At 67.8% G+C, this 23,132-nt stretch carries 13 protein-coding genes and 1 pseudogene; 9 read left to right on the top strand and 5 right to left on the bottom strand.

Features of this window, described 5'->3' with window-relative positions:
- Nucleotide 1: 1 nt before the first annotated feature.
- Nucleotides 2-1,462, top strand: a complete 1,461-nt coding sequence (locus tag JOF56_RS26785; protein WP_209642264.1) for an MFS transporter — start codon at nt 2-4, stop codon at nt 1,460-1,462.
- Nucleotides 1,459-2,820, top strand: a complete 1,362-nt coding sequence (locus JOF56_RS26790) for an FAD-binding oxidoreductase (RefSeq protein WP_209642265.1) — start codon at nt 1,459-1,461, stop codon at nt 2,818-2,820. The genes JOF56_RS26785 and JOF56_RS26790 overlap by 4 nt, the downstream gene beginning before the upstream one ends.
- A 51-nt stretch (nt 2,821-2,871) precedes the next feature.
- Here the strand turns inward: JOF56_RS26790 and JOF56_RS59595 are convergent.
- Nucleotides 2,872-3,006: pseudogene (locus tag JOF56_RS59595) on the bottom strand (DUF1996 domain-containing protein); the annotation flags it as partial.
- Nucleotides 3,007-3,356: 350 nt separating this feature from the next.
- On the opposite strand from JOF56_RS59595, the gene JOF56_RS26795 reads away from it, so the two are divergent.
- The 6 genes from JOF56_RS26795 to JOF56_RS26820 all read left to right on the top strand — a co-directional run bounded on the left by JOF56_RS26795 (nt 3,357) and on the right by JOF56_RS26820 (nt 6,853).
- Nucleotides 3,357-3,614, top strand: a complete 258-nt coding sequence (locus tag JOF56_RS26795; RefSeq protein WP_209642266.1) for a hypothetical protein — start codon at nt 3,357-3,359, stop codon at nt 3,612-3,614.
- A gap of 77 nt (nt 3,615-3,691) precedes the next feature.
- Nucleotides 3,692-4,054 (top strand): BlaI/MecI/CopY family transcriptional regulator, encoded by a 363-nt coding sequence (locus JOF56_RS26800; RefSeq protein ID WP_209642267.1) that lies wholly within the window; start codon nt 3,692-3,694, stop codon nt 4,052-4,054.
- Nucleotides 4,051-4,995, top strand: a complete 945-nt coding sequence (locus tag JOF56_RS26805; protein WP_209642268.1) for a M56 family metallopeptidase — start codon at nt 4,051-4,053, stop codon at nt 4,993-4,995. Before JOF56_RS26800 ends, JOF56_RS26805 begins: the two co-directional genes overlap by 4 nt.
- Nucleotides 4,992-5,813 carry an alpha/beta fold hydrolase gene (locus JOF56_RS26810; RefSeq protein ID WP_245378413.1) on the top strand — a complete coding sequence of 274 codons (822 nt, stop codon included), beginning with the start codon at nt 4,992-4,994 and terminating at the stop codon, nt 5,811-5,813. Before JOF56_RS26805 ends, JOF56_RS26810 begins: the two co-directional genes overlap by 4 nt.
- Nucleotides 5,814-5,827: 14 nt before the next feature.
- Nucleotides 5,828-6,325, top strand: coding sequence for a nuclear transport factor 2-like protein (locus tag JOF56_RS26815; RefSeq protein WP_209642269.1), 498 nt, complete (start codon nt 5,828-5,830; stop codon nt 6,323-6,325).
- An 18-nt stretch (nt 6,326-6,343) separates the two neighbouring features.
- Nucleotides 6,344-6,853, top strand: coding sequence for a hypothetical protein (locus JOF56_RS26820; protein WP_209642270.1), 510 nt, complete (start codon nt 6,344-6,346; stop codon nt 6,851-6,853).
- Here JOF56_RS26820 and JOF56_RS26825 read toward each other — a convergent pair whose 3' ends face one another.
- On the bottom strand, nt 6,854-7,342 hold the full coding sequence (locus JOF56_RS26825; RefSeq protein ID WP_209642271.1) for a hypothetical protein: 489 nt from the start codon (nt 7,340-7,342) through the stop codon (nt 6,854-6,856).
- 59 nt (nt 7,343-7,401) lie between these two features.
- A complete protein-coding gene (locus JOF56_RS26830; protein WP_209642272.1) occupies nt 7,402-13,377 on the bottom strand; it encodes a ThuA domain-containing protein in 5,976 nt (1,991 codons plus the stop codon).
- Nucleotides 13,378-13,782: 405 nt separating this feature from the next.
- On the opposite strand from JOF56_RS26830, the gene JOF56_RS26835 reads away from it, so the two are divergent.
- The gene (locus JOF56_RS26835) at nt 13,783-14,595 is read left to right on the top strand and encodes an alpha/beta hydrolase family protein (RefSeq protein ID WP_209642273.1); all 813 of its coding nucleotides are present in this window, start codon (nt 13,783-13,785) and stop codon (nt 14,593-14,595) included.
- A gap of 41 nt (nt 14,596-14,636) precedes the next feature.
- Here the strand turns inward: JOF56_RS26835 and JOF56_RS26840 are convergent, their stop codons facing one another.
- Together JOF56_RS26840 and JOF56_RS26845 are read right to left on the bottom strand one after the other, a co-directional pair.
- Entirely contained in the window at nt 14,637-17,354 is a 2,718-nt protein-coding gene (locus JOF56_RS26840; RefSeq protein WP_209642274.1) for an AAA family ATPase, read from the bottom strand.
- A 146-nt stretch (nt 17,355-17,500) separates the two neighbouring features.
- Complete coding sequence (locus JOF56_RS26845) at nt 17,501-22,987, bottom strand: ATP-binding protein (protein WP_209642275.1); 5,487 nt, start codon at nt 22,985-22,987, stop codon at nt 17,501-17,503.
- Between the last annotated feature and the right edge of the window lie 145 nt (nt 22,988-23,132).

Raw genomic sequence — 23,132 nt, forward strand, 5'->3', positions numbered from 1 at the left:
GATGACCAGCACCGACTCCCGCCCGCAGACAGCCGGCGTGGCTCCTGGGGCGTGGGCGTCTCTTGCAGTGGTGTCGGGCGGGCTTTTCCTGGCCGTGATGTCCACGACCGTGGTCAGCGTGGCGTTGCCCGCGATCGGCCAGGCAGTACAGGCCAATGCCACCGACCTGGAATGGATCGTCGACGCCTACGTGCTTGTCTACGCGACTTTGCTGGTGGCGGGTGGCACGCTGGGTGACCGTTATGGTCGGAAAGGGTTGTTCCTGCTGGGCATCGGGTTGTTCGCCGGTGGGTCGCTGCTGACCGGCCTGGCATCGTCGGTGCCTGTGCTGCTGCTTGGCCGGGTGCTGCAGGGAATCGGCCCGGCTTTGCTGGTGCCGGGCAGCCTGACCATCATCCGTGCCACCTTCGAGGACGAGCGCAGACGTGCGGTGGCGATCGGCCTGTGGTCCACCAGTTCTGGTCTGGCCATGGCGTTGGGACCGGTGCTCGGTGGGGTGCTGGTGCATGCCGCCGGGTGGCGCTGGGTGTTCCTGTTCAACGTCCCGCTGGCCTTGATCCTGTTGCTGGTGGCCGCGAAATCGGTGCCGAAGCTGCCACGCGTGCCCGCCGAGGCCGGATTCGACTGGTGGGGTGCGGTGCTGTCCACTGTGTCCATTGCGCTGCTCGTGCTCGGTGTGATCGAAGGACAGGCGGCCGGTTGGGACGCGCCGCTCGTGATCGGGTGCTTCGTGGCCGGTGTGGCCGCGCTGGCCGGATTCGTGCTGTGGGAACGGCGGAAACGCGAACCGCTGGTGGACGTGAAGTTGTTCGCCTACCGCGGGTTCGCCGTCGCCAACGCCGCCGCGTTTGTGGTGTTCTTCGGGTTCATCGGTGTGATCGTCTACCTCAGCGCCTTCTTCCAGCAGGTTCGCGGCGAGTCGCCGGTATCGGCCGGTCTGAACATCGCGATTCTCGGTGTTTCGCTGGCCATCGCGGCGGCGCTCACCGGGAAACTCGTCGAGCGGGTGGGCGAGCGCGGCCCGATGGTCTTCGGTCTCCTGCTGTCCGGTGCCGCCACGCTGGCGCTGTTGGTGCTGGACAACAAAAGTGGCATCGGCGAGATGTGGTGGCAGTTCGTCGCACTCGGCGTTGGTATCGGGTTGTGCGGGACGGTGACGACCACGATCGCGATGTCCGCGGTCGCGGCCGAACGCGCCGGGATGGCGTCGGCGATCGTCAACGCCCTGCGTCAGATCGGCCAGGTGTTCGGCGTGGCCGTGCTCGGAGCGTTGGTCTACGCCGGGCTGTCGCACGGTGGCGCCGGAGGCAAGCTTCCTCCGGAGCAAGGCATCCAGTTCGTCGACGGACTGCACAACGCGCTGTGGGTGGCGGGTCTGGCGCTGATCGCGGTGGCGATCGCCGCGGTGGCCCTACTGCCCCGAAGCGACCATTCAGGACAACAGAAGGGGGCACCGAAATGACACTCGACGTCAGCGAGTTGGCCCGGAACATCGCCGGGCCCGTGCTGAAGCCTGGCGACAAGGGATACGAGCAGGAAACCGCGGGTATGCAGACGGCATTCCCGCGTGAACCGGATGTCGTAGTCGGTGCCACCGGACCGAACGACGTGCGTGCGGCTGTGCGGTTCGCAGTGGACAACAGCCTCCCGGTCGCGGTGCAAGGCACCGGGCACGCTTTCTCGACTTTGCGTGGTGGCCTGCTGGTGAACACCTCTCGGATGAACGCGATCGAGGTGCACCCGCGCAAGCGCACTGTCCGGTTCGAGGCAGGCGTGCGATGGGCACAGGTGGTCGAAGCGACTGCGCCGCACGGCCTTGCGCCACTTTCGGGCAGCGCGCCGAACGTCGGGGCCATGGCGTACACGCTCGCCGGTGGCATGAGCTTGATGGGCAGGAAGTACGGCTACGCCGCAGACCACGTGCGCCAGATCGACGTGGTGACCGCGGACGGCCGGTACCGGCACGTGACTGTCGACAATGACCCGGATCTGTTCTGGGCGTTGCGTGGCGGGCGGGACAACTTCGGCATCGCCACCGCCGCCGAGGTCGATCTGGTCGAGGTGGACCAACTCTATGGTGGTGGCCTGTTCTTCGACGGCTCGATTGCCGGCGACGTGGTCCCGGCGTGGCGCCGGTGGACCGACGACCTGCCCGACGAGATGACCTCCTCGCTGGGTGTGGTGCCGTTCCCGGACATTCCGCCGATCCCGGAACCGTTGCGCGGAAAGCACGTCGTGCACATCCGTATCGCCTTCCTGGGCGACGCCGCCACTGGCGAGAAGCTCGTCGCACCGCTTCTCACGGCAGGATCGCGTCTTATGGAAGGGCTGCGGGAGATGCCGTACACCGAGGCGGGGACGATCTACAACGATCCGACCGACCCGATGCCGTACCACGGCACGAACGCGATGCTGTCCGATTTGGACGACAAGGCGATCCAGACGCTCCTGGAGAACGCAGGTCCGGGCGCGCAGCACAAGTTCATCCTGGAACTGCGGCACATGGGCGGCGCCTACGGCCGTGAACCCGAGGTACCCAACGCGGTGAACCATCGGGACGCGGCGTACGCTCTGGGCGCGCTGAGCCGGATCGGGCCGGTGGACCTGCCGACGGCGGTCTCTGCTCACGCAGACCTGGCCAACGCGATGGCGCCGTGGTCGATCGGCTGTGGCCTGAACTTCACCTACGGCGACGCCTCTCCGGACGACGTGCGCGCGGTCTACAACGACCAGGACTACCGGCGTCTGACGGAGCTGAAGTCCCGCTACGACCCGGAGAACCTGTTCCGGCTGAACTACAACATCCCGCCCGCCAGGTAGGCCGGGGACGGCGCTGGGCATCGTCACGATGCCCAGCGCTGATCCGGCTGCTCACTCCTGGCAGGTCTTGTTCTTGTCGACGCAGTCCACCAGCCGCTTCATGATCGACTGGTTCATCACGTTGGCGAAGTCGTCGTGGTCGGACAGCGGGTTGTGGTCCTCCTCGGGGAACGAGTCCACTGAGTACAGTCAGCCCTGCGGACGTTGTGCGCCGCGGGCGATCGCCGCTGACATCTTCTCCAGCAATGCCGCACGTTTGTCCTTCAAGGACTTCAGGACGCCCTCGGCCTTGCCCGCGGCCGCCAGCTGCGGGAAGAGACTTCCGGGACTGGGGGCTCTCGCCGGTGAATACGAAGCTCGATAGTAGATAGGCTCAACCGTGCGGGTGTCGTTATCGTTTCGTTGTCAAACCCGCGCCTTGCGCGTCCGCGTACTAGATGCAGTAGTAGGCTCGGCCCGAGCTGGTCGCCCGCGTGCTCTGGCAGTGTCCGGAGTGGAGAGTGGAATGCCAGGTGGTCGGGTGCCAAGAAGGTTCGGTGGTTGTGATGGACGGCACGTTGGTGGCGATCGGCGGGAAGGTCGTTCTGTACTTTCCGGTGTTCGCCGTGTGGCTGGTGCTGATCGGGGCTGTGGTCAACCGTGATCGCGCGGTCATCGTCGCGCCGCTCGTGCTCGGCGCGCTGGTCGGCGTTCTCGCGGTGGCGACGACCAATTTGTGGTTGTTGCTCCCGGTTCTGGCGGCCTGGGTGTGGGGCCTGGCCGGGATGATCATGACCCGGCGCAGGCAGATGTGAGCGACGGCATGGATTCGGGCAGCGCATCTCGGCCGGTCGGGAGCGGGACGGCTGGCTAGTGTGGTCGTGGAGGTTGTATGCACGGTCTCGGTGAGCTTGAGTCGGCGGTCATGGACGTGGTGTGGTCGGCCGCGCGGCCGATCAGGGTCCGGGACGTGCTGGACCAGTTGGACACCGGCCGGAAACTCGCCTACACCACGGTGATGACCGTGCTGGACAACCTGCACAGGAAGGGCTGGGTGGGGCGGGAACTGGAAGGCAAGGCGTACCTGTACCACGCCACTCGCACCCGGGCCGAGGTCGCCGCGCGGACGCTGCGGGACGTGCTCGCATCGTCAGGTGATCCCGAGGCGGCGTTGTTGCACTTCGTTCAATCGGCATCCGAGGAGGAGTCGGTCCTGCTTCGCAAGGCTCTCCGGAGGAAGGGCGGTAGTCGGTGATCGCGGCGCTCGCGCTGCTTGTCGGTGCCTTCGCGGCCGGTGTGGTCGTTCCCGCTGTGCTGCGGCGTGCCGATACGGCCCGTCTTGACCCTGTTGTCCTGCTTGTCGGGTGGCTTCTGTCCATTGTCGGTGTGCTGGCGGCGGCAGCGGCAGGCGTTGCCCTGTTCCTGATCCCGAACCACAGTCCGGCGACCAACATGCTTGCGTTGCTGCACAAGTGCTGGATGTCGGTAGCCCATGGCGCGACGCCACGCATCGAGGAGATCATCGGGTTGCTCGCCGCCGTGGTCTTCCTCGCCGTGGTCAGCAGGTTTCCGGTGATCGCGATTCGTACTGCCCGTCGCCGCAAGCGGATCGCGCAGGATCACCTCGCCGTGCTGAGCCTCGCCGCGCGTCGGGACGACGGCATGTTGTGGCTTGAGCACGACCGGCCGCTGGCCTTCAGCCTCGCCGGGCGTCCTGGGGTGGTGGTCGCGACCGAAGGCCTGACACGTCACCTGTCACCAGGCGAGGTACGGGCGGTCCTTGCGCACGAGCACGCTCACCTGCGCGGACGCCACCATCTTTTGATCACATGCGTTGACGCGTTGGCGGCCGCGCTGCCTGTCGTCCCGCTCTTCCGGCAGGCTCCGGCGGCAGTCCGGGTCCTGGTCGAGATGGCCGCGGACGTGGCGGCCATCCGGGCCTGCGGCCATGCCGATGTGCATGCCGCGCTGGTCGGCGTTTCCGCTGATGGAGCACCTTCGGGCGCGCTGGCGATGGCAAGGGACGCGGTGGACGTCCGGCTTGCTCGCCTGCGCTCCGGTACGCGGCCCGCTGGCCGGGTACGGCAGACCCTGTCGTGCGGTCTGACGGCAGCTGCGGCTGTGGCGTTGCCGATCTGGGTGGGAGTCTGGATCCTGGTGGGCGTGGCCCTGGTTTCCTGTCCCGTCTTCGGTTGAGAACTTCGGTTGAGAACGTGGTCGTCACGCAGGACGGATGCCGGCTCTGGACGGCCGGCACCGGTCAGGGCGAGCCGCTGATCATGTGTCACGGCGGTCCCGGCTTGTGGGACATGTTCGGTGATCTCGCGGCGGTCCTGGCCACGAGAATGCGGGTGATTCGCTGGGATCAGCGTGGATGCGGACGATCGGAACGACGCGGTCCGTACACGCTGGCGCGCACGGTTCAGGATCTGGACACTGTCCGCAGGCATTTCGGGTGGGATCGCGTGGCCGTGCTTGGGCACTCATGGGGCGCGACGGTGGCGTTGCGTTATGCCCTGGATCATCCGGATCAGGTCAGCAAGCTTGTCTACGTGTCCGGCACCGGCCTCGGCTGGGACTGGCATGAGCACTACGAACGGAACTTCGCCGCACGTCTGGGGTCTGGCCAGGCGCGGCTGACCGAGCTGAAGGAAAGCGCCCGTACCGAGGCCGAGGACCGGGAACTCGCGATACTGCAATGGTCCGCGGACTTCGCCGACTCTGGGAAAGCGGTCGGTTACGCGGAGCGGATGGCCGATCCGTGGTTCGAGGTCAATTACGAGTGCAACGCGGCGATGAGCGCGGAGCCACGGCTGGACGCCGAGGCATGTCGCGTGCTGGCGGTTCCGACGCTGATCGTGGACGGCGCACAGGACATCCGGCCTCGTTGGGCCGTGGATTCGTTGCATCGGGCCCTGCCGTCGGTGACACGAGTGGTGTTGCGCAACGCGGGTCATGTGCCATGGCTGGAAGCACCTGACGAGTTCTCTTCGGCCGTTCTGAGGTTTCTCTAGGCTACGTTTGTCCGGTGAAGCGCTTGGGACAGGCTTTGGCGGCCGCCATGATGTTCGCCCTGATCAGCGCGTGCGGCCTGGGGCTAGTGGTGGAGGGCCGGCCGGTGGCGCCGCCGCTGGACACGGCCAAGGACACCGCGAAGCCGAAGACCACGACGCCCAGGCCGTCCTCACCACCACAGACCACAGCATCGGCCACCACCGCGACGACGACATCGGTCCCATCGACCCCCGACAGTGTCGTGCGGGCCTACTTCGAGGCGATCAACGCCAAGGACTACCAGCTCGCATGGTCCCTCGGCGGGAAGAACGTCGGCCAGCCCTTCGAGGCGTTCGCCGCCGGTTTCGCCACGACCGACCGTGACGACCTGGTCGTCCTGTCCGTCCAGGGCAACGTCGTCACCGCCGAACTCACCGCCTTCCAGACCGACGGGACCACCCGGAAGTTCCGCGGCGTCTACACCGTCGCCGGCGACACGATCGCCCGATTCTCGGTGCGGGAGACCAAGTGAAATGCGATGATGGCCGGCGTGACAGCACCGAGAACAAAACGGTTGCTGCGGATGGGGGCTCTGGTAGTCATCGTGGCGGGGGTTGTTGCCACAGTACTGCTGTGGCGATCAGGCTCTGAGTCGGCAGAACCGCGCGGCCCGATGCCACTCGGCAACCATCAGGTGTGCAGCGACACCATCATGGTCTATGTCCAGAAGGACGAGGACATGACGCGGGTCGCCGGTGCACTGGCAGGCGACACACAGATCGCGAAGGTCGTCACCGAGACCTCGCAGGAAGTCGACGATCGGTACCGGCGCGTCTTCGCCAACCAGCCCGAACTTCGGGACCTGCTCAAACCCGGCCGACTGGGCGCCGTCATCCATGTGGTGCCGTCGTCCGGGACCCGCACGCGTGAGCTGGCCGATCGGTTGCGCACCCAGGTCACTGAGGCATCGAGGGTGGAGCCGATCGTGCGCGACGAGCCCGTCGCAGGGATCACGGTGCCACCCTTGCCATGTCCATCGAGCGGCGAGTTCCCGAGATAGTCACGTTCGTGCTGTCCGGCGTCGCAAAAGCAGGGCCGCACAAGCGCCGACGACGGATACCAGCGCGATGACCAGGATGATGATGGTGCTGGTCGGGGTTTCGGTTGCCATGGCAGCCGCGGGTTTCGCGGGCAGGACGGTTGATGTGATGGCGACGGTCTTCTGAGCGGCCGACGGGCGGGTGGCGGTGACTGTCACCGTCCAGTTTCCGGTGGGAAGTGGTTGCTGGCTGGTGTAGAACGCCTGCCCTTCGGATGAGGCGATCATGCGGACTGGTCCGGCTGTGCGGCCGTCCGCGCTGATCGCGGTGTAGCTGAGAACGACCTCGTCGGTGACCATGTGGCCGTCGTTCTGGTAGATCACCGTGGCGTTGACGCCCTGGCCGCCGTCGCCTTGCACTTCCAGCTTGATCGGGCCGCCGTGGGCGAAGGCGGGGCCTGCCATCAGCACGGTCGCCATGATCACGAGCACCGCGATTCTGCGGATCATGTGTTGCTCCCTACCGTGAAGGGGGCGGGACGCCCTGGCAGGCGCCCCGCCCCGGCTGGTTACTTGATCCGGACGGACAGCCGCGCGATCAGCGCGTCGGTGTCCCTGGTGAGGATCTGGCGGACCTCGGCGTTGGGCACCGTTTGCTGGCTGGTGGTCAGCTTGCGGAACGCCTGCAGTTCCTTCACGGTCTTCGCGTCGTTGCCGGCAGCCTCGGCCTTACGGACCTTGGTCAGCTGCGTCTGCAACTTGTTGGCACTGGCCTGCGACAACCAGCCCACCGCACGGAACCGGTCGACCAGGTTGCCGACGTCCCGGGTCGATGTGGTGACCCCGAACGTGACCGTCTGCACGGTCTGGTTGCCGGCCTTGTCGACTGCCGTCACCGACAGCGAATGGATGCCGAGTCCCAGTTCGTACAGTGCCTGCAGCGATCCGGACGTGTACGGCCTGCTGTCCAGTGCGCCGCTGACGGTCTTGATCCCGGAGGTGGGATCCACGGCCTGCCAGCTGATCCGCAGATCCTGGCTGTCGCCGTAGATCTGCCCGTCGGCTATCCCCGAGATGAGGACCGTCGGCTTGGTGCCGTCGATCTTCACCGTGGCGGCCTTCTGCTGTTCGACGTTGCCTGCCCGGTCGGTGGACCGGTAGGCCACGGTGTGGGTTCCGTCGCCGGTCACGTTGACCGGTTCGGTGTACGGCTTCCACGGCCCGCCGTCCAGGGAGTACTGCGTCGAAGCCACTCCGGACGCCGGGTCCACTGAGGACAATGCGACCGGGATGGCGCCGTTGTGCCAGCCGTCGTCGTTCGGCGCAGCGAACTGTGCCGACGTCAGCGGTGCGGTCGCGTCCTTGTTCACCGGCAGGGAACCGGAGAACGTGTTGCCGGCGACATCCGTGACACGGTAGGCCACGGTGTGACTGCCGTCGGCGGCGACGCTGACCGGTTCGGTGTACGCCGCCCACGGTCCATTGTCGACACTGACCTCGGTCTTGGCGAGCCCCGAGGTCGCGTCGGCCGCGGTTACCGCGACCGAGACGCTGGAAGTGAACCAGCCGTTCTGGCCGTCCGGCGCTGCCGGGGTGGTCGCCGCCGTTGCGGTCGGCGCTGTCGTGTCCACCTTGACCGTCAAGGACTTGGTGGTCTCGACATTGCCTGCCTTGTCCGCTGAGCGGTAGCCCACCTGGTGTGTGCCGTCGCCGCTGACCGTGAACGGCACGGTGTACGGCGTCCACGCGCCACCATCCACTGTGTACTCAGTACGGTCCACACCGCTGCCGGAGTCGGTCGCGGACAACGTGACCTTCACCGGCGCAGCGGCCCACTCACCAGCGGGGTCGGTGACCGCGGTGGTGACTGGAGCGTCCTTGTCGGACGGCTGTGCCCAAGACGCGTGGAAGTAGTCGAACTTGGCCGTCTTCGATGCCGTCTGGTTGCCGCTGAGGGTGAACAGCCCGACCTTGCCCGAGGCCACGGCGGCGTTGGTCACCGCCTGACCCAGGTCTGTCCATGCTGTCCCGTCCGCGGAATACAATCCGCGATACGTGTTGCCCTGCTTGACCAACCGGAGCCACCAGACGCCCTGGGTGAGGCTTCCCACCTGGGGCTGCGGGTCCTGGATGACGTCGCCGACCTCGCTACGCAGCTCGATCCGGCGGGAGACCGCCGAACCGGCCGTGTTGTCGGCCACGAAGTCGAACTTGACGTAGTTCGCGTCATCCAGGTAGGCGATCAGGCCCGCCTGCTGGTACTGCTCGTTGAGCGCACTGGCATCGACCTTCGTCTCCACCGTCCAGTCACCGCTCGGCGGTGTCTGCAGGATGAAGTTCTTCGGCCCGGTGTTGCTCGTGCCGTAGATGTCACCGGTCGTGGTGTCCAACTCCAGGTTGCCACCCGCGACCCGCATGGCTGTCGGGTCATGCCGCACGATCGTGCCCCACCGGCAGGCGTCCAGCGAGGTTCCGGCGAACTCGTCGTTCGGCGTGGGCGCGGTGGCGGTGTCGTCCGGCACCATCTGGAACCAGTCGAACGCCGCCTCGACCACCGGACGGTTTCCGGTGCTGGACAAGGACATCAGGCCGATGCGTGGGTTGTTGATGCCGGCGATGAGCTTGCCGGTCTCCGGCATCTGCGTCCACGACAGCCCGTCCGCCGAGTAGGACGCGGTCAGGCGGGTGCCGTCACTGGCCAGCCGGACGTACACCGTGTCCGGATAGGCCGCCCCGAGGTTCGGGGTGTTGGACGCGGTCACCTCGTTCGGAGCGCCGTTCTCCTCCCGGATGTACTGGAAGATCCGGGCGTTCGCGTCCGCGGTGCCACGGCCTTCGAGCACCATCTTGGCGTAGTTGTCGTCGTCGCCGTAGAGCACGAGACCGGCTTGCTGGTAGGCGTCCCGTGCGGCCAGGCTGACCTTGGTCGTGGCCTGCCACGCGCCGGCCGGTGCGGGCTGCACGACGATGTTGGGCACCGGCGTGGTGTTGCCAGAGCCGTAGATGTCGGCGTTGGCAGTCGGGATACGCAGGCTTCCGCCGGACACGGCGAGGTCCTGGTTCTCCCTGATGACCGTCCACTTGGCACGGTCAAGCTGCCCGTCGAAGCTGTCGGACCGGCCCGACAGGCAGGTCACCGGCGGGCTGTCGACGATGACCGGCACGCGTTCGGTCTTGGCCGCACCCCGCGAGTCGGTCACCGTGACCGACGCTTGGTACGTGCCTGGTGCCGTGTAGATGTAGGTGGCGTCGGGTGTGGCCGGTTTCGGTGCCCCGGCCACGCCGAAGTCCCACTGGTAGGTCAGCGGGAGGTCGCCTTCGGGGTCGGTCGCGGCGGCCTGGAAGTTCACCGTCAGTGGCGCCGTTCCCCGGGTCGGGCTGCCCGTGGCGGTCACGCTGGGCCGCTGGTTGTCGGTCACGCCCTTGCCGATGAAGTCGACCCAGTTGACGTTGAACAGCCCGCCGTTGTTGGTGCTTCCGGCCGGTTTGCGGGCCACGAAGTACAACGGCCCGGTCGTGGCCGGCGGATTGCTCAACTGCAGCGTCACATCCGTGAAGACCTGCCACCCCGCGGTGACCGGTGCGGGCACGGAACCGACCAGGGGCCCGTCCGCGGCGCCGGCGTGCACCTCGATGACGCCACCGCTGGAGCCGGACGCCACCCGGAACCGGATCGAATCCACATTGGACAGGTTGGTGGGGTTGAACGACCACCAGTCGCCGTCCTCGATGGACCCGATGTTGCGGAAACCGCCCGCCGTGTCGCTGGTGGTCTCCACCTGCACGCCGGGATCACCGGTCCCGGTGCCCGCTGTCCGGCCGGTCGCGGTGAAGAACTCGGCCTGCTTGTGCTTGGGCTGCAACAACGCCTCGGCACGGCCGGTAAGGGGGGCCGCGCCACCCGCACCGCCCTTGTCGGTGTAACTGGCTTCCAGCACAGCGAACACGTTGTCGCTGTCGCTGTGGCCGGACGACAACGTGGTCTGCACTGCACCGGAACACCCGGTGTACTGCTCCAACGGGTGGCCATGCGAGTCGTGGCCGAGGATCGACTGCAGCTTCACGTCGGTGCAGGTGATCGTGCCGTCCTCCGGATCACTGACCGTGATGCCGAAGCGGACCTGGTCACCCCAGTCGAAGAAGCCACCGTTCGGTGGCACGTTCAGCGTCACCGTCGGCGCGCTGTTGCCCACCACGATGGGCACGTTGGCGGTGGAGGTCCGGCCGCCCGCGTCGGAAACCGTCAGCGTGGCGCTGAAGTTGCCGTTCGACTGGTACGTGAACGTCGGGTTGGCCGCAGTGGAGTCGGTAGCGCCGTCGCCCTGGAAGTCCCACGCGAACGTGACCGGCGTGCCGTCCGGATCGCGTGACCCCTCACTGGAGAAACGCACGGTCAGCGGCGCCGGGCCGGACGTGCGGTCGGCCGTCGCGCGGGCGATCGGTGCCCGGTTGCCCTGGACGTAGTCGATCCGGTAGATGCCCGAGTCGGTGTTGTCACCGCCGAAACCCGAGCCCCACTCGATCAGGTACAGCGCGCCGTCCTGGCCGAACTTCATGTCCATCGGCTTCTTGAAGCCGAACGACGAGAGGATCTGGTTGATGTCGGTCAGCCTGCTGCCGTCTTCGCCCAGCTGGAACGAGTACAGCTTGTTCTGGTTCCACTCGCCGAAGATGGCCTTGCCGTCCCAGTACGCCGGCCACTTCCGGCCGGACGCCAGAGTGGGGTCGTACCGGTAGACCGGGCCGGCCATGGGCGCGCCGCCACCGCCGAGTTCGGGGAACGCGGGCTCGGTCGCGGCGTGGTAGTAGACCATCGCCGGAAGGGCCAGTGGCAGGTTCGTCAGACCGGTGTTGTTGGGGGAGTTGTTCACAGGGTTGGCACAGTTGAACAGTGCACCTGAGGTATTGGTGGCGAAGTTGTAGTCGTTGTACGCGCGGTTGTTGCCGACGCAGTACGGCCAGCCGTAGTTGCCAGGCTGGTTGAGCACGTCCCACTCGACGGTGTTCTCTGGACCGCGCGTCGCGCTCGCGGTGCCGGCGTCCGGGCCGTAGTTGGCCACCATGAGCTTGTGCGTCTTGGGGTCGATGCCGATCCGGAACGGGTTACGCATGCCCATGGCGTAGATCTCGGGCCGTGTGTTGGCCGTGCCCTGCGGGAACAGGTTGCCCGCGGGGATCGTGTACGTGCCGTCCGGCTGCGGGCGGATACGCAACACCTTGCCGCGCAGGTCGTTGGTGTTGGCCGACGTGCCCTGGGCGTCCCAGGCCGACCGGCCTGGGCGTTCGTCGATCGGGGTGTAGCCGTCGGAGGCGAACGGGTTGGTGTTGTCGCCGTTGGCCAGCCACAGGTCACCGGTCTGCTTGTCGAACACCATGCCGCCGCCGTGATGGCAGCACTCGGCCCGCTGCACCGGGACCTCCAGCACGACCTTCTCACTGGCCAGGTCGAGCGTGCTGTCCGGTTTGACCGTGAACCGGGAGAGCCGGTCGACGTCCTTGCCGGTGGGGGAGAAATACAGGTAGACCTGGCTGTTCGTGGCGAAGGCCGGATCCAGCGCGATGCCGAGCAGGCCACTTTCGTTGGAGGTGAACACGTTCAGGTGCGCCGCGGTGGTCACGCCACCGGTCGGGCGGATCGCCTTCACGTCACCGAGCCGGTCGATGTAGAACACGCGCCCGTCGGGGGCGATGTCCAGCATCATCGGGTTGGAGGTGTTGTCGTCGAGCGTGACCTTCTCGAAGCTCTTGTCCTGCGAGGCGGAGCAGTCCGCCGGGATCACGCCCGCGGCGGTCTGGATACCGCCGAGCAGCTGGTGCAGGAAGTTCGGCTCGGTGTAGCTCTCCTTGGTGTGCCCCAGGCCGGTGTACCAGGAGCGGCCGCCGTCGTAGTCCTGGCACCAGGTGATCGGGTGGTCGCTGCCCATCGTCCCGCCGGTGTAGGACTTCTCGTCCAGCTCGGCCAGCACGTGCACCTTGGAACGGGGGTTGGTCTGGTAGTCGTACCACTCGTCGGTCCGTGACCACAGGGTCGGCAGGCCCTGGGTGGACGGGTGCGCGGGGTCCTCGACCTTGACGGTCGCCTGCTGTGGCGCCGGATGCTGCTTGAAGTACGCGCCGACCAGCGAGCCGTACCAGGCCCAGCCGTATTCCGTGTCGGACGCGGCGTGCACGCCCGCGTAGCCGCCGCCGGCGCGGACATAGCGCTCGAAGGAGGCCTGCTGGGTGTCGTCGAGAACGTCGCCCGTGGTGGACAGGAAGATCACTACTTGGTAGCGGGCCAGGTTCGCGTCGGTGAAGGCTGTCGCGTCTTCTGTCGAATCGACCGTGAAGTTGTGCTCCTGGCCGAGTTTCTGGATGGCAGCGATGCCGTCCGGGATGGCGTCGTGCCGGAACCCGGCGGTCTTGGAGAACACGAGCGCCCGGAACGAAGGATCGTCCACGGGCGCGGCGGTGGCGATGGCCGGCACCACCGATAAACCTGCCAGCACGGCGGCCACAGCAGACACCACGCGTCTGCCCGCAGCCGCCATTTTTCTGCGGATCATCTACTCTCCCAACAGGAATCCGGGCCAACTACGTTGTTTCCCCGAAGCTGCGGATTTGTCCGCAATGCCTCCTTCCGTGCCCCGTAGTGCTCGGTCGCGGCTCTAATTTGTCCAGTGCCTGAACCAATTAACGGCACGGCGCTGACCACGTCAAGAGGCCCGGCGGGGATTGCCTGACCTGGGGATTTCGTTCGGCAGCTGAACGAAGTCGGCCGGCCGGCCGGCGAAGGCCGGTGATTTTGCCGATGCCGTGGCCCGGCTCGGCGTCCACCATTCCGGACGACGGTTCACGGGAGCCGCACACGCGGTTCTCTCCCTGTGCGGAAGGAACTCGGAGTGAAGCCACAGATTTCCAGCCCCACACCACAACGAGGTACCTGGGCGACACGGCTGACAAGAGCGGCCATGGCACTGGTGACCGCGTTGGCACTGGTCACCGGCGTCGGTACCGCGCCGGCCTTCGCCGATGAGATCGGTCAGGCTCCCACGGCGGCCAACATCACCGGCGACGGCAGCTTCAGCACGAGCTCCAGCGCCATCTTCGGCCAGTCGGGCTTCGGCGGCGGGACCGCGTACTACCCGAACACCGCCGGGAAGTACCCGGTCGTGGCCTTCGCTCCAGGCTTCCTTTCCGACTGGAACGCCCTCAACTGGCTCGGCCCGCGGGTGGCGTCCTGGGGCTTCGTCGTCGTGGGCGTCAACACCAACACCCCGTTCGACTTCCCTGACGCCCGCGGCGACCAACTGCTCGCGGCGCTGAACTGGGCGGTCAACTCGGCCCCGGCCGCGGTGCGCGACAAGGCCGACGGCAGCAGGCGCGGCGTGTCCGGCTGGTCCATGGGCGGCGGCGGCACACTCGAGGCACTCGCCAAGGACACCACCGGCACCGTCAAGGCCGGTGTCCCGCTCGCCCCATGGCACACCAACAAGACCTGGAGCAAGGTGACCGAGCCGGTGTTCATCATCGGCGGCCAGAACGACAGCGTCGCGGCACCCGCCTCACACGCCATCCCGTTCTACAACTCGCTGGGCGGCCCGAAGTCCTACCTCGAGCGCGCCGGCGCCGATCACTTCTTCCCGACCAAGTCGAACGGCACGGTCTCCCGGGCAGTCGTGTCCTTCTTCAAGCGCCACGTCAGCGCCGACACCCGGTTCACCCCGTTCCTCTGCGGGTTCTCCGGGCTCGACGTCTCGAACTTCCGCAGCAACAGCTGCTGAGGAAGGCCTGGCCGGGCCGAGGTCTGCCCACCATGGCCCGGCTAGGCCATCAGTCTTGTCAGCTCCACGCGGGATCGAACGCCCAGTTTGGCGAAGATGTTGCGCATGTGGTGGTCCACCGTCCGGGTGCTGATCAGCATCCGGACGGCCACTTCCCGGTTCGTCGCGCCTTCGGCCACCAGTTGGGCGATACGGATCTGGTGCGGCGTCAGCGTCCCGACGGTCTGGGCATCGCGGGGCAGGACCTGGTGCCCGGCGGCGCGTAGTTCGGCGGCGGCCTGCTCGGCCCATGGCCGGGCGTCGAATCGCTCGAATGTGGACAGTGCGTCGTGCAGGACTTCTCTGGCTGCCTTGGGTTTTCGCCTGCGGCGCAGGTACTGGCCGAAGAGCAGCCGGGTACGGGCCAGGTCGAATTCGCCGGTACCCAGTACGTGGTGCTCCACTGCGGCACGGAAGTGCGCTTCGGCTTCGTCGGTGTTGTCGGTGAGCAACGCGTGGCACCGGGCCGAGAGCGCCAGCCAGTGCGGGCTGCCGGTACTGCCGGCCCAGGAGTCGTAAACCTTGAACGCCTCGACGGCGAGCGTCCGCCGCCCGCACCGGACGGCGGCTTCGACGAGGTGTGGTGTGGCCGCGACCTGCACGGTGAGATGTCCGCTGCCGCTGCGATCGGTGATCATTGCCTGCAGGCGCGTGACCACGTCCGGGTATCGCCCGTCGGCCAGGTCGAGCGCGGCCAGTGCCCAGTTGCCGAATGCTTTCGCGCGGCCGATGCCGTCGCCGGTCAGATGGGCCGCGGTCTCCTGCAGGCGTAGGAGGCAGCTCTCCCGGTCGCCGGTCATCGCGGCGAGTACCGCGAGCAGGGCCAGGTAGTTGCCGGCCAGGTTGTCCTGCCCGCTCTCGCGGGCCAGCCGGAGCCCTTCCAGCCCGGCTGTCGCGTTGTCGTAGCGGCCGAGCGCGAACTCTGCCAGCGTGGCGGCCTCCATCGCCTGGGGGAGCGCCGACACGTCGCCGTCCGCCTTCGCGGTCCGGATCGCACGAGTGGCCAGCCGGAGTGCCTGCGCCTCGGAGCCCCGGAAGATCGCGACCATGCTGGTCCGGGTCAGCGTGTCGGTGTCGTCGAGGGTGGGAACAAGGTCGAACAGCCGTCGTGACGGGCCAACCGCCCGGCTGTGGTCGCCACGGAAGGTCGCTGACAGCGTGGCGAAGTGGTCGAACATCGACTGGACGACAGCAGGCTCGTCCGGGCGTCGCAGTGCCAGCGCCTGCCGTGCGATCTCGGGATAGCGGGAGTAACCGCCAGACAGGCACAAAGCCTCGCCTGCACGCATGAACGCGCCCAGGGCGAGGTACCGGTCGCGAGTCGCCAGATCGTCGGCTGCCGCCAGGAGCGTGCGACGGGCCGTGTCGGGCAAGCCGGCCCGCAGTTCGATCTCACCGGCCAGAACCTTGGACTGTGCCCGGACAGCTACGGAAACCACCATCGTGGGGACACGGCGGACCAATGTCCGTGCCCGGTTCGGTTCACCCGCGCGCCACGCGTGCCGGGCCGCGGCGATCAGTCTGGTGGCGGCCGTGTCCGCGTCGCTGGTCAGATCCGCGGCCCGTTCCAGTGCCTGTGACCAGGTGGCGTGATCCGGTGCAGGCTCGGCCGCGGCCCGTTCCAGTTCGGCGGCGAGCTGGTCGTCGGGACCATTCGCCGCGGCGGCGCGGTGCAGAACATGCCGCAGCGGTTGCCTTCTGGGGTCCACGGCCTGAGCGAGGCATTGGTGAGCCGCTGTGCGCTGGGCGAGCGGTGCCTCGTGGTACGCGACTGCGCGGAGCAGCGGCTGCGGGAACACCACGGTCGTGCCCTCGGCGCGAACCAGCCCGGCGGACTCCGCAGGCTCCAGAGCCGCGATGTCCACGCCGCTCACGGCCGCCGCCCGAAGCAGGGTGTCCACATCGGACTGATCATCGATGGCTGCCAGCAGGACCAGCCATCGGGTGTCGGCCGGCAGCCGGTCCAGCCGGGCCCGGTACGCGCGGCGTAAACCGCTGTGCGGGGCCAGCACTTGTGGCGCTGGCAGGTCTCCCCGGAGCTGGCCGGGCGTCAGCGATTCGGCCAGCTCCATCAGTGCTCGCGGATTGCCTTTCGCCGATTCGGCCACAACCGTGCGCACACCCGGATCGGGCACGGTGGTCCGGATGATTTCACGGCTCGCCTCCTGGCTGAGTGCCGCGAGCCGATGTGCGGGAATGCCGGGCATTGTTCTGCCGGTTTCGTCGCAATAGGCAAGAAGTATCCCGATACGCTCGCCCTGTATCCGTCTGGCGACAAAGGACAATACGTCGAGCGACGGTTCGTCCAGCCAGTGCGCGTCGTCCACGGCACACAGCAGTGGGCGTTCCCGCGCCGCTCGGCGAAACAGCCGAAGCACTTGGGCCGACAGGGCGAGCCCACCGTCCGCCCCGCCTTCCAGGGCCTGCGTGATCCGCAGAGCCTCAGCGGATACCTGCTCTGGCATGGCATCGAGCAGGTGATGCAGTGCGGCGAACCGGACGCCTGCGGCTGCCTCGTGCCCGGCGATGGAGAGAACGGTGAAGCCGGTCGCCCCGGTGACGGCGAACCGGACGAGCGCGGTCTTCCCGATACCCATGTCCCCGTGGAATGCCAGCGCTCCGCCTGCTGCATGGGCAATACCGGACAGCAGCGCGGTGAGCCTTTCGCATTCCCGTTGCCTGCCAGGCAACGGAATTCTCTGCGGCGATGCAGACAACACAGCAAAAGCGTACCCACGCCGAATGGCTATCGGAAGCGACTGTGAGAACCGTGAGGCATTGCCAAAGCCGTTTCGTGCGAGCGTGACAAATAAAACGAAAACCGGCCGCGCCCAAGGGCCACGGCCGGTTCCGGTGGGAGCGGTGGTCAGATCTTCATGCCGTGCTCGATGGACTCGATGATCCTGGGCCGCAGTTCGGCGGCGCTGATGATCGCGTCCACCGAGCCGACCTCGACCGCGCGCTGAATACTGTGCACACGGTCGAACTCGGCGGCGACCTCACCGAGTTTCTCGGCACGGACGGAGGACTGGACCTCGGCGAGCTGCGCGTTGAGCGCGGCACGCTCGGCGCCGCTGACCGCTGCGACCTGCGCCTGGAGTTCGGTCACGCGTGGGTCGGTCGCGGTCCGGTTGTTCACGTCGCCGGAGAACACCACAGCCGCCGCGGGCGCACCGCCGAGCACGGAGGCGAACGAGCCCTCCAGCGCCAGCACGGTCATGTTCGGGTTGAGTGCCTTGGAGAACACCACGAACGCACCGCCGTGGTACCGGGAGATCACGCAGAAGACGATCGGTCCCTCGAAGTTGACGATCGCCCGGCCGATCTCCGCGCCGTACTCCAGTTGCAGCTTGCGCATCGACTCCGGCGAGCCGTCGAACCCGGACAGGTTCGCCAGCACGACCAGCGGCCGGTTACCGGATGCCGAGTTGATCGCCCGCGCGGTCTTCTTCGACGACCGTGGGAACAGGGTGCCCGCGGTGTAGGTGTCCGGGCCGTCGGTGGGAGGGAAGCCGCGGCGGGGCACTGCGCGCGACTCGATCCCGACCAGGCAGACCGGCCAGCCGCCGATGTGCACGTCCTGCACGGCCGAAGTGTCGGCGTCGGCCATGCCCGCCCAGCGCTCCAGCACCGGGTGGTCCTGGTCGGACAGCGCACGCATCACCGTGCGGATGTCGAAGGGCTTCTTGCGGTCCGGGTTGTGCTGTGCGGAGAAGATCTCCCCGACAGTGCTGAAGTCGCTGCCCGCGATCGTGTGCGGGAAGCTGGAGACGTCACGGTCGACCGGGTCTGTGGTTTCGGTCTTGCGCGGCGTCGTCTCGCCGGGCACCACGTAGGTGTGGTCGTAGTGCGCCATCAGCACGTCGCGTGCGGCCGGCAGGTTCGGCGCCCAGTACTGCGCCTGGCCGTTCGGGCCCATCACCCGGTCGTAACCGCCGATGCCGTAGTTGTCCTCGGCCGACACACCACCGGAGAAGTCCAGCGACTGCTTGCCGGTCAGCACCATCGCCGAGTCGGGCGTCATCACGAGAATGCCCTTGGTGTGCATGAGCATTGTCGCTTCGGCGTTCCAGTACGGCTGGGCGCCGACGTTGATCCCGGCGACCACGATGTTGATCTCGCCGCCGTCCTGGGTGAACGTGACGATCCGCTTGAGCGCGGCGGCGACCCAGTCCATGTTCTCGGTGCCCGAGGACATCGAGATCCGCGCACCCGCCGAGAGCGCGAACCACTCCAGCGGAACCCGCATCCGCTCGGCCAGGTCGAGCGCGGCGATCACCCGTGAGCACTCCGGCTCCGACAACGCGCCGAGCGCCTTCGTCGGGTCGCCGAGCAGCACCACGCGGGTTACGCCTTCAGGACACCGCGAAGTCGGCGTCGTGACAACACCCGCGACGATCGCAGCAGTGTTCTTGCCCTTGGGCCGGTCCACTGGCACAAGGGCGCCGTCGACGAGATCGTGCTCGACGAAGCTGCCGCTCGGTCCGGCAAGCAGATCCGTCAACTCGTACGGGTAGACGTTCCCGCGTCGCGCCGCGCGCAGCACCTTCTGGCGGTAGTCGTCCAGCGGCTGCACCAGTTCCGTCGACGGCTCACCGACGTCCAGACGCGCGCCGTTGCCGTTGCCCGAGTCGATGGTGATCCGCGCGGCCACCTCGATCAGCTCACCGGTGTCGGCGCGCTGCCGGGCCAGGAACTGGACCTCCTCCAGTCCGGCGCCCGCGGTGGTCGGCAGGATGCGCTGGACGAGCGTGTTGAGTTCGTCCGCGGTCAGTTCGGTCGCCGGCCAGACGTACATCATGATCCGGTTGGTGTCGAACCGCTTGTTCTGCGGGCGTTGCGCCTGGATGTTGCGGATCGAGTCGAGACACGCGGTGATCGCGTCCTCCACCGCGGGCAGGGCGACCAGGCGCCCGTCGGTCTCACGCAACGGCGTGAGGTCGCGGACCTGGGCCATGGCGAAGAGCCGCTCGTCGGCCGGGTTGCTCTTGGCGACCGCCTTGAAGAGGTAGATCTCCTCGTCCGCGGACGGCAGCCGGGTCAGCTCGAACTCGCGCAACCGCTGCAGTTGCAGGCGTTGCGCGATCTGCGGGTGCAGGCCACGGATCAGCCGGTCCTCCACGAAACCCGTGCCATCGGGCCGGAACGTGAAGTGGTGGTGCATCACCGCGCCGCTGGTGCCGGCGACAGTGGTGGTGATCCGGCGGACGCCCGCGGGCAGGGAACGCTCGGCCATGAGCTCCCCGAGCCGCACCGCCATCGTGTCGGCGTCCGGCTGGTCTTCCCACGTGACATAGAGATCAGCGACGAGCCCGCGTTCGGCGACGTCGGCGGCGAACGTACCGACCGCGCCGATCGCGTCGGGCAGCGCGGCGATGTCGACGGCGGTGGTGACCACACGCGTCACCCCAGCTGCACCGGTGTGCTCAGCGGTGACGAACCGGCAGCCCGCGCTGTCGCGCGCAGTGACCTCGGACAACCCGCGATTGCCGTAGTAGCGGCGAGTCAGCACCTCCAACAGCGGCGCGTGGTCGCCGCTGCGCCCGATCCGCTGGCCGACCATCCGTACCAACGGCTCAGCAGTGGCCACCATGGCCTGGATCCGCTCGGCACGGTCCGGCGCGTCCGGATTCTGGTCCAGGTAACGCAACTCGTTGCGGACAGCCGCGTAGACCCTGGCACGGTTGCGGCGCAACAGCGGCTGGGCGAACCAACGGAACACCACACCGCGGGCCAGGTCCGACACCGCGGGGAACCGCACCTGTGTGGCCGCAACCAAGTGCTCCAAGGTGAGCCCGGCACGCTCGCTCAATGACTCCAGCGGCGGTGCCCCGGCCAGCCAATGCCTCAGCAGCTCCGAGACGACCGCGACGTCGGCCGACATCCGTTGCTGCGCAAGGAAGATCCGGAAGACCGCGGCTTCCAGCTCCGGCGTGCGGTCCAGCTCGGCGATGCCGTAGTGGCCGAGCACCCGCTTCAGCTTGGCCTGGAAGCCTTCGGTGACACCGGCTCGCTCGACATCCAGGCTCTGCAGGTAGCTGTGGAAGAACTCGCGCGGGCTGTGTACCGGGCTGCCTGGTTCCTCAAGCTCGCCGCCCGGCTTGTTGCGGCTGAGCTCCGACAGGTCGGCGAACACCGTCAGCAGGTCGAGCTCGCCCGGCAGCGGCCGGCCACCGACCTCGGCCCGTGCGGCCAGATACCCGGTCAGCACACGCTTGCGGTCCTGCGGGTCGACGTCAAAGCCCAGCAGCAGGCTGCGCAGGTCTTGCAGACCGCGCTCGACCCGCTCGGCCGCGGACACGTCCAACGGCTCGGCAGGCAGATCGATCTCGACGGTTTCGTCCGCGCCAGCGGCTTCTTCTTCGGCACCTTCGTCCGCGAGGGGCTCCAAGCGCATCAGCGGGGCGCCGGTCTCGACCTGGCTTCCCACTGACACAGGGCATTCACGGACCCGGGCACGGAACGGCGCACGCAGCACCGTCTCCATCTTCATGCTTTCAAGCACCAGGATCGGCGCGCCCGACTCGACCTCGTCGCCGACGGACAACGGCGTCGCGACCACCAACGCGGGCGCCGGGGAGCGGACGACACCGCCCTCGTCCCGGCTGATCCGGTGGGTGATGCCGTCGACCTCGACCAGGTGGGTCGGCCCGTGTGTGGCCGAGACCAGCCGGAACCGGCGGCCGTTGACCACGATCTGGCCGGTGTGCTCGTCGAACCGGTCGATCTCGACGTCGGCCGAGTGCACGTCCGAGGCGCCGGACAGGATGCCGACGCGGAACCGCTTCTGACCGACGCGGGCCACGCTCACGCGGTAACCGGCACCGCGGAGTTTGAGGTCCAGCGGACGGCCGCTCTCGTGCTGCACCTGCGGGCGCCCGCCGTGCGCGGTGGACAGCAGCCGCTGACAGCTGACCTCCTCCTCGTCCTGGTAGGCCTCGATCGCGGCTGCGGCCAGGGCGATCGCGGAGTGCCGGTGGGTGACCAGGCGGCCTTCGGCGCGTACGCGGTCGATCCAGCCGGTGTCGGCGCTCGCGTCGATCACCTCGGGCTGGTCGAGCAGGTCGAGCACGAAGCTCTTGTTGGTCGCGCCGCCTTCGATGATCACGATCGTCTCGGCCATCGCGCGGCGCAGCCGGGCCAGCGCCTCGTCCCGGTTGCGGCCGTAGGCGATGATCTTGGCGATCATCGAGTCGAAGTCGGCCGGGATGCTGTCGCCTTCGCTGACACCGGTGTCGACACGGATGCCAGGGCCGGCGGGCAGCGCCAGCCGCGCGATACGGCCGGGGGACGGGGCGAAGTCGCGGTCCGGGTCCTCGGCGTTGAGCCGTGCTTCCACCGCGTGGCCCAGTTCGGCCGGCTGCGGGCCTTCGAGCTTGCCGCCGCCTGCCACGTGCAGCTGCAGTTTGACCAGGTCGGTGCCGGTGGTGATCTCGGTGATCGGGTGCTCGACCTGCAGCCGGGTGTTGACCTCGAGGAACGCGAACAGCTTCTCGCCCGGGTGGTACAGGAACTCGACAGTGCCCGCGCCGCGGTAGTCCACGGCCAGCGCCAGCCGCTCGGCCGACGCCTTCAGCTCAGCGGTCTGCTCGAGGGACAGCACCGGTGAGGCGGACTCCTCGATGATCTTCTGGTTACGCCGCTGCACGGAGCAGTCCCGCACGCCCAGCGCCCACGCGGTGCCCTGCCCGTCGGCGATGACCTGGACCTCGACGTGCCGGGCGCCGGTGACCAGGCGCTCCAGGAAGACCACGCCGGAACCGAAGGCACGCAACGCTTCCTGGCTCGTGCGCTCGTAGGCGTCGGCCAGGTCATCGGCTGAGGCGACCATCCGGATGCCGCGCCCGCCACCACCCGCGGTCGCCTTGAGCATCAACGGGTAGCCGATCTCGGTGCCGGCTCGCAGTGCGTCTTCGAGGGTGGCGACCTCGCCACGGCTCCACGGCGCGACCGGGACGCCCACTTCCTCGGCGATCAGCTTCGCGCCGATCTTGTCGCCGAGCTTGCGCATTGCGTCCGCGCTCGGGCCGACGAAGGTCACGCCGATCTTGTCGCACAGCTCGGCGAACGCCGGGTCCTCGGCCACGAACCCCCAGCCGACCCACGCGGCGTCGGCCCCGGTTTCCACCAGTGCCCGCTCCAGCACGGCGTGGTCGAGGTAGGGACGCGCCGAGGCGGGGCCCAGCGAGTACGCGATGTCCGCCTCGCGGACGAACGTCGCTGTGCGGTCCGCGTCGGTGTAGAGCGCGACCGTCTCGATCCGCGTCCCGGTCTCCGCTGACAGATCCCGCACGGCGTGGATGAGCCGCATCGCGGCCTCTCCCCGGTTGACGATGGCGACACGACTGAACACCGGCTGAGCCTCCAAGTACCCACAACACAGAAGGCGACGTCCGGATCTCGGAGCGCCGCCTGACACATACCTGACTACCCTGCTGGATTACCGGTGGGTACAGCTATGTGCCGAACCGCGCGTGCCGGAGCCACTGCATTGTAGG

Source organism: Kibdelosporangium banguiense, from assembly GCF_017876405.1.
GTDB classification, from domain to species: Bacteria; Actinomycetota; Actinomycetes; order Mycobacteriales; family Pseudonocardiaceae; genus Kibdelosporangium; species Kibdelosporangium banguiense.

What these genes read in the sequence shown, in the direction of transcription:
- JOF56_RS26830 (WP_209642272.1), bottom strand. Translation starts at nt 13,377, where the DNA reads ATGATCCGCAGAAAAATGGCGGCTGCGGGCAGACGCGTGGTGTCTGCT.
- JOF56_RS26785 (WP_209642264.1), top strand. Translation starts at nt 2, where the DNA reads ATGACCAGCACCGACTCCCGCCCGCAGACAGCCGGCGTGGCTCCTGGG.
- JOF56_RS26800 (WP_209642267.1), top strand. Translation starts at nt 3,692, where the DNA reads ATGCACGGTCTCGGTGAGCTTGAGTCGGCGGTCATGGACGTGGTGTGG.
- JOF56_RS26825 (WP_209642271.1), bottom strand. Translation starts at nt 7,342, where the DNA reads ATGATCCGCAGAATCGCGGTGCTCGTGATCATGGCGACCGTGCTGATG.
- JOF56_RS26790 (WP_209642265.1), top strand. Translation starts at nt 1,459, where the DNA reads ATGACACTCGACGTCAGCGAGTTGGCCCGGAACATCGCCGGGCCCGTG.
- JOF56_RS26835 (WP_209642273.1), top strand. Translation starts at nt 13,783, where the DNA reads ATGGCACTGGTGACCGCGTTGGCACTGGTCACCGGCGTCGGTACCGCG.